At 56.6% G+C, this 12,167-nt stretch carries 23 protein-coding genes; 22 read left to right on the forward strand and 1 reads right to left on the reverse strand.

Features of this window, described 5'->3' with window-relative positions:
- Window positions 1-3: 3 nt before the first annotated feature.
- The 6 genes from QQG91_RS01175 (at window position 4) to rplP (ending at window position 3,199) form a co-directional block, all read left to right on the forward strand.
- Window positions 4-354: a DUF2200 domain-containing protein gene (locus tag QQG91_RS01175; protein ID WP_285771157.1), complete on the forward strand. Its 351-nt coding sequence runs from the start codon at window positions 4-6 to the stop codon at window positions 352-354.
- A gap of 213 nt (window positions 355-567) precedes the next feature.
- The gene (rplB, locus tag QQG91_RS01180; RefSeq protein ID WP_285771158.1) at window positions 568-1,407 is read left to right on the forward strand and encodes a 50S ribosomal protein L2; all 840 of its coding nucleotides are present in this window, start codon (window positions 568-570) and stop codon (window positions 1,405-1,407) included.
- Between the two features lie 3 nt (window positions 1,408-1,410).
- The gene (gene rpsS, locus QQG91_RS01185) at window positions 1,411-1,689 is read left to right on the forward strand and encodes a 30S ribosomal protein S19 (RefSeq protein WP_285771159.1); all 279 of its coding nucleotides are present in this window, start codon (window positions 1,411-1,413) and stop codon (window positions 1,687-1,689) included.
- 3 nt (window positions 1,690-1,692) lie between these two features.
- Complete coding sequence (gene rplV, locus QQG91_RS01190; protein ID WP_285771160.1) at window positions 1,693-2,073, forward strand: 50S ribosomal protein L22; 381 nt, start codon at window positions 1,693-1,695, stop codon at window positions 2,071-2,073.
- Window positions 2,073-2,774 (forward strand): 30S ribosomal protein S3, encoded by a 702-nt coding sequence (rpsC, locus tag QQG91_RS01195; protein ID WP_285771161.1) that lies wholly within the window; start codon window positions 2,073-2,075, stop codon window positions 2,772-2,774. The genes rplV and rpsC overlap by 1 nt, the downstream gene beginning before the upstream one ends.
- 11 nt (window positions 2,775-2,785) lie before the next feature.
- A complete protein-coding gene (gene rplP / locus QQG91_RS01200) occupies window positions 2,786-3,199 on the forward strand; it encodes a 50S ribosomal protein L16 (protein WP_285771162.1) in 414 nt (137 codons plus the stop codon).
- A gap of 97 nt (window positions 3,200-3,296) precedes the next feature.
- Here rplP and QQG91_RS01205 read toward each other — a convergent pair whose 3' ends face one another.
- Window positions 3,297-3,917 carry a TIGR02466 family protein gene (locus QQG91_RS01205; protein WP_285771163.1) on the reverse strand — a complete coding sequence of 207 codons (621 nt, stop codon included), beginning with the start codon at window positions 3,915-3,917 and terminating at the stop codon, window positions 3,297-3,299.
- A 260-nt stretch (window positions 3,918-4,177) separates the two neighbouring features.
- On the opposite strand from QQG91_RS01205, the gene rpmC reads away from it, so the two are divergent.
- From rpmC to rpsK, 16 genes are all read left to right on the forward strand, one after another.
- Window positions 4,178-4,375 (forward strand): 50S ribosomal protein L29, encoded by a 198-nt coding sequence (gene rpmC / locus QQG91_RS01210; RefSeq protein ID WP_285771164.1) that lies wholly within the window; start codon window positions 4,178-4,180, stop codon window positions 4,373-4,375.
- Between the two features lie 3 nt (window positions 4,376-4,378).
- A complete protein-coding gene (gene rpsQ, locus QQG91_RS01215) occupies window positions 4,379-4,609 on the forward strand; it encodes a 30S ribosomal protein S17 (RefSeq protein WP_285771165.1) in 231 nt (76 codons plus the stop codon).
- Between the two features lie 78 nt (window positions 4,610-4,687).
- Window positions 4,688-5,056: a 50S ribosomal protein L14 gene (rplN, locus tag QQG91_RS01220; protein WP_067550492.1), complete on the forward strand. Its 369-nt coding sequence runs from the start codon at window positions 4,688-4,690 to the stop codon at window positions 5,054-5,056.
- A complete protein-coding gene (rplX, locus tag QQG91_RS01225; RefSeq protein ID WP_285771166.1) occupies window positions 5,056-5,361 on the forward strand; it encodes a 50S ribosomal protein L24 in 306 nt (101 codons plus the stop codon). Before rplN ends, rplX begins: the two co-directional genes overlap by 1 nt.
- Window positions 5,361-5,924 carry a 50S ribosomal protein L5 gene (rplE, locus tag QQG91_RS01230; protein ID WP_285771167.1) on the forward strand — a complete coding sequence of 188 codons (564 nt, stop codon included), beginning with the start codon at window positions 5,361-5,363 and terminating at the stop codon, window positions 5,922-5,924. Before rplX ends, rplE begins: the two co-directional genes overlap by 1 nt.
- Window positions 5,925-5,943: 19 nt before the next feature.
- Complete coding sequence (rpsN, locus tag QQG91_RS01235) at window positions 5,944-6,249, forward strand: 30S ribosomal protein S14 (RefSeq protein ID WP_285771168.1); 306 nt, start codon at window positions 5,944-5,946, stop codon at window positions 6,247-6,249.
- Between the two features lie 13 nt (window positions 6,250-6,262).
- The gene (gene rpsH, locus QQG91_RS01240; RefSeq protein WP_285771169.1) at window positions 6,263-6,655 is read left to right on the forward strand and encodes a 30S ribosomal protein S8; all 393 of its coding nucleotides are present in this window, start codon (window positions 6,263-6,265) and stop codon (window positions 6,653-6,655) included.
- Window positions 6,656-6,665: 10 nt separating this feature from the next.
- The gene (gene rplF / locus QQG91_RS01245) at window positions 6,666-7,199 is read left to right on the forward strand and encodes a 50S ribosomal protein L6 (protein WP_285771170.1); all 534 of its coding nucleotides are present in this window, start codon (window positions 6,666-6,668) and stop codon (window positions 7,197-7,199) included.
- Between the two features lie 11 nt (window positions 7,200-7,210).
- Complete coding sequence (gene rplR / locus QQG91_RS01250; protein WP_285771171.1) at window positions 7,211-7,570, forward strand: 50S ribosomal protein L18; 360 nt, start codon at window positions 7,211-7,213, stop codon at window positions 7,568-7,570.
- Window positions 7,571-7,582: 12 nt separating this feature from the next.
- Window positions 7,583-8,146: a 30S ribosomal protein S5 gene (gene rpsE, locus QQG91_RS01255; RefSeq protein ID WP_285771172.1), complete on the forward strand. Its 564-nt coding sequence runs from the start codon at window positions 7,583-7,585 to the stop codon at window positions 8,144-8,146.
- 12 nt (window positions 8,147-8,158) lie between these two features.
- Entirely contained in the window at window positions 8,159-8,347 is a 189-nt protein-coding gene (rpmD, locus tag QQG91_RS01260; protein WP_285771173.1) for a 50S ribosomal protein L30, read from the forward strand.
- Window positions 8,348-8,543: 196 nt separating this feature from the next.
- Window positions 8,544-9,020 (forward strand): 50S ribosomal protein L15, encoded by a 477-nt coding sequence (gene rplO, locus QQG91_RS01265; protein ID WP_285771174.1) that lies wholly within the window; start codon window positions 8,544-8,546, stop codon window positions 9,018-9,020.
- Between the two features lie 102 nt (window positions 9,021-9,122).
- Window positions 9,123-10,484, forward strand: coding sequence for a preprotein translocase subunit SecY (gene secY / locus QQG91_RS01270; protein ID WP_285771175.1), 1,362 nt, complete (start codon window positions 9,123-9,125; stop codon window positions 10,482-10,484).
- The gene (locus tag QQG91_RS01275; RefSeq protein ID WP_285771176.1) at window positions 10,481-11,056 is read left to right on the forward strand and encodes an adenylate kinase; all 576 of its coding nucleotides are present in this window, start codon (window positions 10,481-10,483) and stop codon (window positions 11,054-11,056) included. Before secY ends, QQG91_RS01275 begins: the two co-directional genes overlap by 4 nt.
- Window positions 11,057-11,362: 306 nt before the next feature.
- On the forward strand, window positions 11,363-11,731 hold the full coding sequence (rpsM, locus tag QQG91_RS01280; RefSeq protein WP_285771177.1) for a 30S ribosomal protein S13: 369 nt from the start codon (window positions 11,363-11,365) through the stop codon (window positions 11,729-11,731).
- A 15-nt stretch (window positions 11,732-11,746) separates the two neighbouring features.
- Window positions 11,747-12,139: a 30S ribosomal protein S11 gene (gene rpsK, locus QQG91_RS01285; protein ID WP_085786913.1), complete on the forward strand. Its 393-nt coding sequence runs from the start codon at window positions 11,747-11,749 to the stop codon at window positions 12,137-12,139.
- Window positions 12,140-12,167: the final 28 nt, after the last annotated feature.

A 12,167-nucleotide genomic window follows, 5' to 3' on the forward strand; every position in this document is an offset into this window, starting at 1 on the left:
ACTATGACCAGACATCGCGTGTATAGCATGAGCTTTGGCGGGCTTTATCCCGTCTATGTGACCAAGGTCGAGCGCAAGGGACGCACCGTCCAAGAGCTTGATCAGGTCATAGAGTGGTTGACTGGCTATGATGCATCGGGTCTTTCGGCTGTCAGAGCCGATGGCACCGACGTCGAGGGGTTCTTCGCAAAAGCGCCCGCCCTCAATCCTGCGCGGCATTTGATCAAAGGCAAGATCTGCGGCGTGCAAATCGAAGAGATAGAAGAAGAGACGATGCGCGAAATCCGCTATCTCGACAAGCTCGTCGACGAGCTTGCCAAAGGTCGCGCGATGGAGAAAATCCTGCGCGCATAGCCTTATTTATCGGGCCAAGGCTTTCCTTGCTTGACCTTGGTTGGGCGCTCCCCTATGAGACCGCATCCGCCTCAGTCCCGGATTCGTCCGGGGCTTTGTTTTTGTTGTGCATGCAAATGTCATCAGGATCTGCGGGAACGTATCAAGTCGGGGACCTTCGGGGCCCTTTAACAGCCGGGACTCACCTCCCGCAAAGCAACGGAAGACATCAACATGGCACTTAAGTCGTATAAACCGACTACGCCGGGCCAGCGTGGGCTGGTACTGATCGACCGTTCGGAGCTTTGGAAAGGTCGCCCGGTCAAGGCCCTCACCGAGGGTTTGACCAAGAACGGCGGCCGGAACAACACCGGACGGATCACCATGCGTCGTCGTGGTGGTGGTGCAAAGCGCCTCTACCGCATCGTGGACTTCAAGCGTAACAAATTTGACGTTAGCGCAACTGTCGTTCGCATCGAATATGACCCGAACCGGACCGCATTCATCGCTCTGATCCAGTACGATGACGGTGAGCAGGCCTATATCCTCGCTCCCCAGCGTCTGGCAATCGGCGACAAAGTCATCGCTTCGGCGAAGGCTGACATCAAGCCGGGTAACGCAATGCCTTTCTCGGGCATGCCGATCGGTACCATCGTTCACAACATCGAAATGAAGCCCGGTAAGGGCGGTCAGATCGCTCGTGCTGCAGGCACCTACGCTCAGTTCGTAGGTCGTGATGGCGGCTACGCTCAGATCCGTCTGTCGTCCGGTGAACTTCGTCTTGTTCGTCAGGAATGCATCGCCACCGTTGGCGCTGTTTCCAACCCGGACAACTCGAACCAGAACATGGGTAAAGCTGGTCGTAACCGTCACTACGGCATCCGTCCGTCTGTGCGCGGTGTGGCTATGAACCCGATCGACCACCCGCACGGTGGTGGTGAAGGTCGTACTTCTGGTGGCCGTCACCCGGTTACTCCGTGGGGCAAGCCGACCAAAGGTGCTCGTACCCGTAACAAGAAAAAAGCGTCCAGCAAGCTCATCCTGCGCTCGCGTCACGCTAAGAAAGGGCGCTAAAACATGTCTCGCTCTGTTTGGAAAGGTCCGTTCGTCGACGCTTACGTGCTTAAAAAAGCTGAAGCTGCTCGCGAATCCGGCCGTAGTGAAGTTATCAAAATCTGGTCGCGCCGCTCGACGATCCTCCCGCAGTTTGTGGGTCTGACGTTTGGCGTCTACAACGGCCAGAAGCACATCCCTGTGCTCGTTACCGAAGATATGATCGGTCAGAAATTCGGTGAATATTCGCCGACCCGTACCTACTACGGGCATGCTGCCGACAAAAAAGCGAAGCGGAAGTAAGTCATGGGCAAGGCATCTAATCCCCGCCGCGTGGCCGACAACGAAGCAATGGCTAAGACCCGTATGCTTCGCACCAGCCCGCAGAAACTGAACCTCGTCGCAGCGATGATCCGCGGCAAGAAGGTCGACAAGGCTCTGGCCGACCTCACCTTCTCGAAAAAGCGTATCGCAGCAGATGTGAAGAAATGTCTTCAGTCCGCTATCGCCAATGCCGAGAACAACCACAATCTCGACGTCGACGAGCTGATCGTTGCCGAAGCTTTCGTTGGCAAGAACCTTGTCATGAAGCGTGGCCGTCCGCGTGCTCGTGGCCGTTTTGGCAAAATCATGAAGCCGTTTTCGGAACTCACCATCAAGGTGCGTCAGATTGAGGAGCAAGCCTAATGGGTAACAAAGTAAATCCCGTCGGTATGCGTCTTCAGGTCAACCGCACCTGGGACAGCCGTTGGTACGCCGACACCAAAGACTTTGGTGACCTTCTTCTTGAAGACCTCAAGATCAAGGACTTCATCAAGAAAGAAGCTAAGCAGGCCGGTATCAGCCGCGTGATCATCGAGCGTCCGCACAAGAAGTGCCGCGTTACGATCCACGCTGCCCGTCCCGGTGTGATCATCGGCAAGAAAGGCGCAGACATCGAGACCCTTCGCAAGAAGCTCGCTGCTCTGACCTCGAGCGAACTGCACCTCAACATCGTTGAAGTGCGCAAGCCCGAGCTCGACGCCGCTCTTGTTGGCGAGTCCATCGCTCAGCAGCTCGAGCGCCGTGTTTCGTTCCGTCGCGCTATGAAGCGCTCGGTTCAGAACGCAATGCGCATGGGTGCTCTTGGCATCCGCGTCAACCTCGCTGGCCGTCTTGGCGGCGCTGAAATCGCTCGTACCGAATGGTACCGCGAAGGCCGCGTTCCGCTTCACACGCTCCGCGCTGACATCGACTATGCTCTCTCCGAAGCAATGACCCCCTATGGTATCATCGGGATCAAGGTCTGGATCTTCAAAGGCGAGATCATGGAGCACGATCCGTCGGCTCGCGACCGTAAGGCAGCCGAGATGCAGGATGGTCCCGCACCCCGCGGCGGCCGTCGCTAAGGAGAACGTAAATGCTTCAACCTAAGCGCACTAAATTCCGCAAAATGCACAAAGGCCGTATCCACGGCGAAGCAAAAGGCGGTTCGGACCTGAACTTCGGAACCTATGGCCTCAAGGCTGTAGAGCCCGAGCGTGTAACCGCACGTCAGATCGAAGCTGCACGTCGTGCCATGACGCGTCACATGAAGCGTCAAGGCCGCGTATGGATCCGTATTTTCCCGGATCTGCCCGTCACCGCAAAGCCCATCGAAGTTCGTATGGGTAAAGGTAAGGGTTCGGTCGACCGTTGGACCTGTAAAGTAAAGCCGGGTCGTGTGATGTTCGAGATCGACGGCGTCAACGAAGCCACCGCACGCGAAGCGCTGCGTCTGGCTGCGATGAAGCTCCCGATCAAGACCCGCACCGTGGTTCGCGAAGACTGGTAATCCGGTCCAAGAGCTAAATAAAAACCCCCGTCGATAAATCGGCGGGGGTTTTTGCTTTTCCGTCAACCTGATTGCGCCGACGACCATTTTTCGGGGCTCACTCCCACTTATAGTTAAAGCTCACGCTGACGCGGTCGAATTCGGAGGTGTTGGCGGGGACTTCGTGGCGGAGCCAGCTCTCCCAGAGGTAGACGTCCCCGATTTCGGGCTTTTGATAGATAAAGGCCTGTAGCTCGCGACGGGCGCCTTTGATGCGGGGCGGGGCCGACATCATGAAGGGGTGGCGCGGGTCTTCCAGCTTGAGCGCAGAGGTCCCTTCGGGCATCGACACATAGGTGGTCCCCGAGATCACCGAATGCGGATGGATGTGAGAGCCGTGGTTGCCGCCCTCGGGGAGAATGTTGATCCAGAGATCCTCAAGCACCAGTTTGCGACCGTCGAGATTGAACTCGAGGTCTTTTGCAAATTCCTGAACGTGCTTGTCGAGTGCCTCTTTGATGGCCTGGAAGATGGGAAAGCGCCAAGGAAGGTCGGTCAGCGATGCATAGCTCGTATAGCCGGGATACCCGTTTTCCTCGCACCACTGCATGCCTGCATCATCGTCTTCCATGATCGAGTAACAGCTGTCATGCAGCTCTTCTTCGTCGATGGCATGGCCGAACTCGGTCAGGCGGGCTTTGTAGAAGCGGGTGACGAAAAGGGTCTCGATCTCGGCCATGGGGCTCTCCTTTGAATAGTGCGCTCTTCTTATCGTGGAGCCCGTTCAAACGCGAGAGGGAAGGGGTGCATTCGATCCCCAAGAATTATTGGGAAATTGACTCAAGTTTGCCTTGCCACGGGGGGCGCCGTCCCATATACGGCGGCATCTCACGATTCCCGATCACGGGATTCGTGTGTTTTGATATTCGCCCACCAGAGAACGGGTGACCTACGGTTAATAGCGTAGAGCCCGCTGGTGATAGGAAAAAGGACAAGGCTATGAACGCCAAAGAACTTCGCGAGAAGACACCGGAGCAGCTCCGGGAGGACCTCGTCGCACTCAAGAAAGAGCAGTTCAATCTGCGCTTCCAGCAGGCGACCGGTCAGCTTGAAAACAATGCACGTATGCGCACCGTTCGTCGTGACGCTGCTCGTGTGTTGACTATTCTCAACCAAAAAGCTGCTTCGGAGGCCTAAGACATGCCCAAGCGTATTCTTCAGGGTGTTGTCACCTCGAACCAAAACGAACAGACCGTAACCGTTCTGGTCGAGCGCCGCTTCAAGCACCCGCTCCTTCAGAAGACTGTTCGTAAGTCCAAGAAGTACCGTGCTCATGACGAGCATAACAAATTCAACGTCGGCGACACCGTCCGTATTCAGGAATGTGCACCGAAGTCGAAGACCAAACGTTGGGAAGTCATCGACGCTTAATTGCGTCGATCTCAACATAATCGAAACCCTGGGGACTAGGGCATACTGCAAGCCCCCCCAAAGGTCGGGAGAAACCAAATGATCCAGATGCAGACCAATCTGGATGTTGCTGATAACTCTGGCGCTCGCCGAGTTCAGTGCATCAAGGTCCTCGGCGGTTCGCACCGTCGTTATGCGTCGGTTGGTGACATCATCGTAGTTTCGGTGAAAGAAGCCATCCCGCGCGGCCGTGTAAAGAAGGGTGACGTTCGTAAGGCCGTCGTCGTTCGCACCGCCAAAGAAGTACGTCGTGAAGATGGCACCGCCATCCGTTTCGACCGCAACGCAGCTGTTATCCTGAACAACAACGGTGAACCCGTTGGTACCCGTATCTTCGGGCCGGTTGTTCGCGAACTGCGCGCCAAGAACTTCATGAAGATCATCTCGCTTGCTCCGGAGGTGCTGTAATGGCTGCTAAGCTCCGCAAAGGCGACAAGGTCGTCGTTCTGACTGGCAAGGACAAAGGCAAGACCGGCGAAATCGCTTCGGTCGACCCCAAATCCGGCAAGGCTGTTGTTAACGGCGTTAACGTCGCTATCCGCCACGTGAAGCAAAGCCAGACCTCGCAGGGTGGTCGCACGCCGAAGGCGATGCCGATCCAGCTCTCGAACTTGGCTATTGTCGATGCCAACGGTAAAGCATCCCGCGTCGGCTTCCGCATGGAAGACGGCAAGAAGGTTCGCTTCGCCAAGACCACGGGAGACGTGATCTAATGCTCGATACTGCGAACTACACCCCGCGTCTCAAGGTCGACTACAAAGACCGCATCCGTGCCGCTCTCAAGGAAGAGTTCGGCTACAAGAACGATATGCAGATCCCGCGTCTGGAAAAAATCGTTCTGAACATCGGCTGTGGTGCTGAAGCTGTTCGTGACAGCAAGAAAGCAAAGTCGGCTGTCGAGGATCTGACTGCAATCGCAGGTCAGAAGGCTGTTACCACCAAGGCCAAGAAGTCGATCGCCGGCTTCCGCGTCCGTGAAGACATGCCGCTCGGCGCCAAAGTCACTCTCCGCGGTGACCGTATGTACGAATTCCTTGACCGTCTGATCACCGTGGCAATGCCGCGTATCCGCGACTTCCGCGGCGTATCGGGCAAGTCGTTTGACGGCCGTGGCAACTATGCTACCGGTCTCAAGGAACACATCGTATTCCCGGAAATCAACTTTGATAAAGTTGACGAAGTCTGGGGTATGGACATCGTTATCTGCACCACCGCGAAAACCGACGCGGAAGCTAAGGCGCTGTTGAAGCAATTCAACATGCCCTTCAACAGCTGATCGCGGAAGGAAGAGAGATATGGCTAAAAAATCCATGGTCGAACGCGAGAAGAAGCGCCAGCGCCTCGTCGCTCAGTATGCTGAAAAGCGTGCTGCGCTGAAAGAAATCGCGAACGATGAAACCAAGTCGATGGAAGAGCGCTTCAAGGCCCGCCTGAAGCTCGCGGAACTCCCGCGCAACAGCTCTGCCACCCGTCTTCATAACCGTTGCCAGCTTACCGGTCGTCCGCACGCGTACTACCGCAAGCTCAAGATCAGCCGTATTATGCTGCGCGAGCTTGGCTCGAACGGCGAAATTCCCGGCCTGGTCAAGTCCAGCTGGTAAGGAGGGTTAGAGAATGAACGATCCTATCGGTGATATGCTGACCCGCATCCGCAACGCTCAGTTGCGTGGTAAGTCGACCGTGTCGACCCCCGCTTCCAAGCTGCGCTCCTGGGTTCTCGATGTTCTTGCTGACGAAGGCTACATCCGCGGCTACGAAAAGTCCGTAGACGTAAACGGCCATCCGACGCTTGAAATCGCACTCAAGTATTTCGAAGGCACTCCTGTTATTCGCGAAGTCAAGCGGGTCTCCAAGCCCGGTCGTCGCGTTTACATGAGCGTCAAGGACATCCCGTCGGTCCGTCAGGGCCTTGGTGTGTCGATTGTCTCCACACCCAAGGGTGTGATGTCGGACGCAAACGCACGTGCAGCCAATGTTGGCGGCGAAGTGCTTTGCACCGTCTTCTAAGGAGGGTCTGATGTCTCGTATTGGTAAAAAACCGGTCGGACTTCCCAGCGGCGTTAGCGCCACTGTGTCGGGCCAGTCCATCGAAGTTAAGGGTCCCAAGGGCACCCGTAGCTTCACCGCGACCGACGACGTGACCATCACTGTTGAAGATAACGCTGTAAAAGTGACCCCCCGTGGTCTCTCCAAGCGCGCTCGTCAGCAGTGGGGCATGACCCGCTCGATGGTTGAGAACCTTGTAACCGGCGTGACCGAGGGCTTTAAGAAAGAGCTCGAGATCACCGGTGTGGGTTATCGCGCCAACATGCAGGGTAACACCCTGAAGCTGGCTCTCGGCTATTCGCACGACGTCGACTTCGAAGTCCCCGCAGGCGTGACCGTAACTGCTCCCAAGCAGACGGAAATCGTCATTGAAGGCATCGACCAACAGCTCGTAGGTCAAGTTGCCGCCAACATCCGTCAGTGGCGTGCGCCCGAGCCCTATAAGGGCAAAGGTATCCGTTACAAGGGCGAATATATCTTCCGCAAGGAAGGTAAGAAGAAGTAAGGATAGCGAAAATGGCAAAAAGCAAACGGGAACTGTTCCTCAAGCGCCGCCTGCGCGTCCGGAACAAGCTTCGCTCGGTGAACGCAGGACGCGTGCGTCTTTCGGTCCACCGTTCGTCCAAGAACATCAGCGTTCAGCTGATCGACGACGTTCAGGGTGTAACCCTGGCCGCAGCCTCGACCCTCGAAAAGGATCTCGGCTTCGTTGGCAAAAACAACCTCGAAGCTGCGGCCAAGGTTGGTGCGGTTATCGCAGAGCGTGCTAAGGCCGCTGGCGTAACCGAAGCCTACTTTGATCGTGGTGGCTTCCTGTTCCACGGTAAAGTGAAGGCTCTCGCCGACGCCGCCCGTGAAGCTGGTCTGAAGATCTAAGGAGACGAGATAATGGCAGAACGTGAGAACCGCCGGGACCGTCGCGAACGCGAAGAAGCCCCGGAATTCGCCGATCGTCTCGTGGCGATCAACCGTGTGTCGAAGACCGTCAAGGGTGGTAAGCGCTTTGGCTTCGCTGCTCTGGTAGTCGTCGGCGATCAGAAAGGCCGCGTCGGCTTTGGTAAGGGTAAAGCCAAGGAGGTCCCCGAGGCCATCCGTAAGGCAACCGAACAGGCCAAGCGCAACATGATCCGTGTTGCTCTTCGCGAAGGCCGTACGCTGCACCACGATATCGAGGGCCGTCATGGCGCCGGTAAAGTGGTCATGCGTACCGCTCCGGAAGGTACCGGTATCATCGCCGGTGGTCCGATGCGTGCCGTGTTCGAAATGCTGGGCGTCAAGGACGTTGTGTCCAAGTCGCTCGGTTCGCAGAACCCCTACAACATGATCCGTGCAACCATCGACGGTCTGAAGCAAGAAGCTTCGCCCCGTTCGGTCGCACAGCGTCGTGGCAAAAAGGTTGCGGACATTCTTCCCAAGCGTGAAGACGCTTCGGCTGAAGCCGCAGACGCGTAAGGAGACTGACACATGGCAAAAACCATCGTTGTTAAGCAGATCGGCTCGCCGATCCGTCGCCCCGCCGAACAGCGTCGTACGCTGATCGGTCTGGGTCTGAACAAGATGCACAAGACCCGTGAGCTCGAAGATACCCCTTCGGTCCGTGGTATGGTCAACAGCATCCCGCACCTCGTCGAGATCATCGAAGAGCGCGGCTAACCGTTTCGGTTACCAAGACTGAAAACGCCTCGGGGGAAACCTCGGGGCGTTTTCGCTTATTCACGTGTTCACGCTTGAAACCCTTGGTTCGAGTGCGTATACGCCCCGAGTGGCTCACTGAGGGCCAAGAATCAAATTCAAACGCCGTGTTTGCCCACTCCGTCGCTGGAGGGCAGTTCCGGCAAGGAGAAGCGACATGAAACTTCACGAACTTCGCGATAACGAAGGCGCAACGAAATCCCGCAAGCGCGTTGGCCGTGGTCCGGGCTCCGGCAAAGGTAAGACCGGTGGCCGTGGTATCAAAGGTCAGAAATCCCGTTCGGGTGTAGCTCTGAACGCCTATGAAGGCGGCCAGATGCCCCTCTACCAGCGTCTGCCCAAGCGCGGCTTCAACAAGCCCAACGCCAAGAAATACGCTGTTATCAACCTCGGCCTCGTCCAGAAGTTCATCGACGCCGGCAAGATCGACATCAAGGCAGAGATCACTGAAGACGCACTCGTCGCTTCGGGTCTCGTTCGTCGTAAGCTCGATGGCGTTCGCGTCCTTGCAAAGGGTGAGTTCACCGCAAAGGCCAACCTCTCGGTAACTGGCGCTTCGAAGGGCGCTGTAGAAGCTGTAGAGAAGGCTGGTGGTAAAGTTACCATCATCGCCCCCGCAGCTGCGGCGGAATAAGGGTTGTGAGCGCCTTGACGGGCGCTTACATCACTGACAGTTTTCCCAACGCCGCAGACCGGAAAACCGGCCTGCGGCGTTTTTGATGAAAAGAGACGCTTTATGGCTTCAGCAGCAGAACAAATGGCAGCGAACCTGAGCTGGTCTTCCTTTGGCAAGGCGACCGAGCTTCGGCAACGTATTCTGTTTACCCTCGGACTTTTGATCGTTTACCGGCTTGGCACCTATATTCCTGTTCCGGGGATCGACGGTGCAGCGCTCCGTAACTTTATGGAAGGCGCGGCTTCGGGTATCGGCGGTATCCTATCGATGTTCACGGGCGGCGCATTGAGCCGTATGGGCATCTTCGCACTCGGGATCATGCCGTATATTTCGGCCTCGATCATCGTTCAGCTTCTCGGTTCGATGTATGAACCTTGGAAGCAGCTGAAGAAAGAGGGCGAAAACGGTCGTCGCAAGCTGAACCAGTATACGCGTTTCGGCACTGTCGTTCTCGCAACGTTTCAGGCTTACGGCCTCGCGGTCAGCCTTGAGGCGGGTGATCTTGTCTCTGATCCCGGCCTCTATTTCCGCGCCGCTTGTGTCGTGACGCTTGTCGGTGGAACCATGTTCCTTATGTGGGTCGGCGAGCAGATCACCGCGCGCGGCATCGGTAACGGCATTTCCCTCATCATCTTCGTCGGTATTGTCGCCGAGCTTCCCGCTGCTGCCGCTCAGTTCCTTACGACGGCTCAGGAAACGCGCAATGCCATGCTGGTGATCGGTATCATCGTCATGCTCGCGGCTGTATTGATGTTTGTGGTCTTTATGGAGCGGAGCCTTCGTAAAGTGCACATTCAATATCCCCGCCAACAGCGTGGTATGAAGACCTATGAGGGCGGCTCGAGCCATCTTCCCATCAAGGTCAACCCCGCCGGTGTTATTCCCGCGATTTTCGCTTCGGCACTTTTGCTTTTGCCGACGACGCTCTCGACCTTCTCTGGCGGCTCTTCGGGTCCCGTTATGTCGACGATCCTTGCCTACTTCGGTCCTGGTCAGCCGCTTTATCTGATCTTCTTCACGGCGATGATCGTGTTCTTCACCTACTTCTACACCCGTGAAGTTGCCTTCAAGACCGACGAAGTTGCAGAGAATCTCAAGAACCAGGGTGGCTTTGTTCCCGGTATCCGTCCGGGCAAGAGAACTGCCGAATATCTTGACTATGTGGTCACGCGTGTTCTCGTTCTGGGTTCGGCTTACCTTGCGCTAGTTTGTCTCATGCCAGAGATTCTGCGTTCACAATTGTCGATTCCCTTTTATTTCGGGGGCACTTCGGTGCTGATCATCGTTTCGGTTGGAATGGACACCATCCAGCAGATTCAATCGCACCTGCTCGCCCATCAATACGAAGGGCTAATTGAAAAATCGCAGTTGCGTGGTAAGCGTGCTGCTAAGAAACGGACCAAGGGACCCTCTCGTCGATGAATATTATCCTTCTCGGACCGCCCGGAGCGGGCAAAGGCACTCAGGCAGCAAAACTCGTTGAAGAGCGGGACATGATCCAGCTCTCCACCGGCGATATGCTGCGCGCTGCGAAAACGTCGGGCACCGAGATGGGTAAGAAAGTCGCAGCGATCATGGACGCGGGCGAGCTCGTCACAGACGAGATCGTGATCGGCCTGATCCGCGAAAAGCTTCAGGGCGAGAAAAAGGGCGGGTTCATTTTCGATGGCTTCCCGCGCACGCTCCCGCAGGCGGACGCATTGGGTCAGCTGTTGGCAGAGCAGGGCGAAACCCTCGACGCCGTTATCGAGATGCAGGTCAACGACGAAGTGCTCGTCGGTCGGATCGTCGGTCGTGCAGAAGAGGCCCGTAAAGCTGGCCAACCTGCCCGTGCGGATGACAACGAGGAAAGCCTCAAGATCCGCTTGATGGAATACTACAAGAAGACATCGCCCCTGATCGGCTATTACTGGGCCAAGGGCGACCTCAAGACCGTGGACGGCCTTGCTTCGATCGATGAAGTTTCGGAGCAGATCGCCAATATCCTCGGCTGAAGGCTGTAAATTTGTCATGAAAATGAGCCCCGCGCCGTATCGGCGTCGGGGCTCTTTTTATAACAATACACTTCGCGCCAAGATCGGCCGAGTGTCGCACCTTGGTGCTTATTGGCAGCAAGCGCTTGACGAGGCAGTCAATCCCTTCTAAAGCACCGCATCCCCCAATGGGGAATCATGGCGGCAGCGGGTCGCTCCCGATCGCCGCGACTATCTCATATGACTGTGGCCCGTTGGTTAACCTTCGGGCTTCCGTTGTGAAAAAAGGTTCCGGAAATACGGAACCGCAACGAAAGGAAAGCTAACGTGGCACGTATTGCCGGCGTGAACATCCCGACTGGAAAGCGGGTTCCCATCGCCCTCACCTACATCACCGGTATCGGCCCCGCGATCGCGAAAGAGATCTGCGAAGCTGTTAAGATCGAGTCGAGCCGTCGTGTGAACGACCTCTCGGACGCAGAAGTTCTTGCGATCCGCGAATACATCGACGCCAACCTCACTGTCGAAGGTGACCTTCGTCGTGAAGTTACGATGAACATCAAGCGCCTGATGGACCTCGGTTGCTACCGTGGCCTTCGTCACCGTCGTAACCTCCCGGTTCGCGGTCAGCGTACCCACACCAACGCTCGCACCCGTAAAGGCCCCGCAAAGGCCATCGCTGGTAAGAAGAAGTAAGGGAGGGCATAGACAATGGCTCGTGATACCCGTCGTGGTGGCAAGAAAAAGGTTTCCAAGAACATCGCCGCTGGCGTTGCTCATGTGAACTCTTCGTTCAACAACACCAAAATCCTGATCTCCGACGTTCAGGGCAATGCTATCTCGTGGTCGTCCGCTGGCACCATGGGCTTCAAGGGCTCGCGTAAGTCGACCCCTTATGCCGCTCAGATGGCTGCAGAAGACGCTGGCCGCAAGGCTCAGGAACATGGCGTGAAGACGCTCGAAGTCGAAGTTCAGGGCCCCGGTTCGGGTCGTGAATCGGCTCTGCGCGCTCTGGCTGCCGTGGGCTTCAACATCACGTCGATCCGTGACGTGACCCCGATCGCTCACAACGGCTGCCGTCCGCCGAAGCGTCGTCGCGTATAATCGCTGAATATCCAACTGGGGCTGTGGT

It is taken from the genome of Marivivens sp. LCG002 (assembly GCF_030264275.1).
Taxonomy (GTDB): Bacteria; Pseudomonadota; Alphaproteobacteria; order Rhodobacterales; family Rhodobacteraceae; genus Marivivens.

Coding starts and splice junctions, on each gene's coding strand:
- QQG91_RS01175 (WP_285771157.1), top strand. CDS start 4: ATGACCAGACATCGCGTGTATAGCATGAGCTTTGGCGGGCTTTATCCC.
- rplB (WP_285771158.1), top strand. CDS start 568: ATGGCACTTAAGTCGTATAAACCGACTACGCCGGGCCAGCGTGGGCTG.
- rpsS (WP_285771159.1), top strand. CDS start 1,411: ATGTCTCGCTCTGTTTGGAAAGGTCCGTTCGTCGACGCTTACGTGCTT.
- rplV (WP_285771160.1), top strand. CDS start 1,693: ATGGGCAAGGCATCTAATCCCCGCCGCGTGGCCGACAACGAAGCAATG.
- rpsC (WP_285771161.1), top strand. CDS start 2,073: ATGGGTAACAAAGTAAATCCCGTCGGTATGCGTCTTCAGGTCAACCGC.
- rplP (WP_285771162.1), top strand. CDS start 2,786: ATGCTTCAACCTAAGCGCACTAAATTCCGCAAAATGCACAAAGGCCGT.
- QQG91_RS01205 (WP_285771163.1), bottom strand. CDS start 3,917: ATGGCCGAGATCGAGACCCTTTTCGTCACCCGCTTCTACAAAGCCCGC.
- rpmC (WP_285771164.1), top strand. CDS start 4,178: ATGAACGCCAAAGAACTTCGCGAGAAGACACCGGAGCAGCTCCGGGAG.
- rpsQ (WP_285771165.1), top strand. CDS start 4,379: ATGCCCAAGCGTATTCTTCAGGGTGTTGTCACCTCGAACCAAAACGAA.
- rplN (WP_067550492.1), top strand. CDS start 4,688: ATGATCCAGATGCAGACCAATCTGGATGTTGCTGATAACTCTGGCGCT.
- rplX (WP_285771166.1), top strand. CDS start 5,056: ATGGCTGCTAAGCTCCGCAAAGGCGACAAGGTCGTCGTTCTGACTGGC.
- rplE (WP_285771167.1), top strand. CDS start 5,361: ATGCTCGATACTGCGAACTACACCCCGCGTCTCAAGGTCGACTACAAA.
- rpsN (WP_285771168.1), top strand. CDS start 5,944: ATGGCTAAAAAATCCATGGTCGAACGCGAGAAGAAGCGCCAGCGCCTC.
- rpsH (WP_285771169.1), top strand. CDS start 6,263: ATGAACGATCCTATCGGTGATATGCTGACCCGCATCCGCAACGCTCAG.
- rplF (WP_285771170.1), top strand. CDS start 6,666: ATGTCTCGTATTGGTAAAAAACCGGTCGGACTTCCCAGCGGCGTTAGC.
- rplR (WP_285771171.1), top strand. CDS start 7,211: ATGGCAAAAAGCAAACGGGAACTGTTCCTCAAGCGCCGCCTGCGCGTC.
- rpsE (WP_285771172.1), top strand. CDS start 7,583: ATGGCAGAACGTGAGAACCGCCGGGACCGTCGCGAACGCGAAGAAGCC.
- rpmD (WP_285771173.1), top strand. CDS start 8,159: ATGGCAAAAACCATCGTTGTTAAGCAGATCGGCTCGCCGATCCGTCGC.
- rplO (WP_285771174.1), top strand. CDS start 8,544: ATGAAACTTCACGAACTTCGCGATAACGAAGGCGCAACGAAATCCCGC.
- secY (WP_285771175.1), top strand. CDS start 9,123: ATGGCTTCAGCAGCAGAACAAATGGCAGCGAACCTGAGCTGGTCTTCC.
- QQG91_RS01275 (WP_285771176.1), top strand. CDS start 10,481: ATGAATATTATCCTTCTCGGACCGCCCGGAGCGGGCAAAGGCACTCAG.
- rpsK (WP_085786913.1), top strand. CDS start 11,747: ATGGCTCGTGATACCCGTCGTGGTGGCAAGAAAAAGGTTTCCAAGAAC.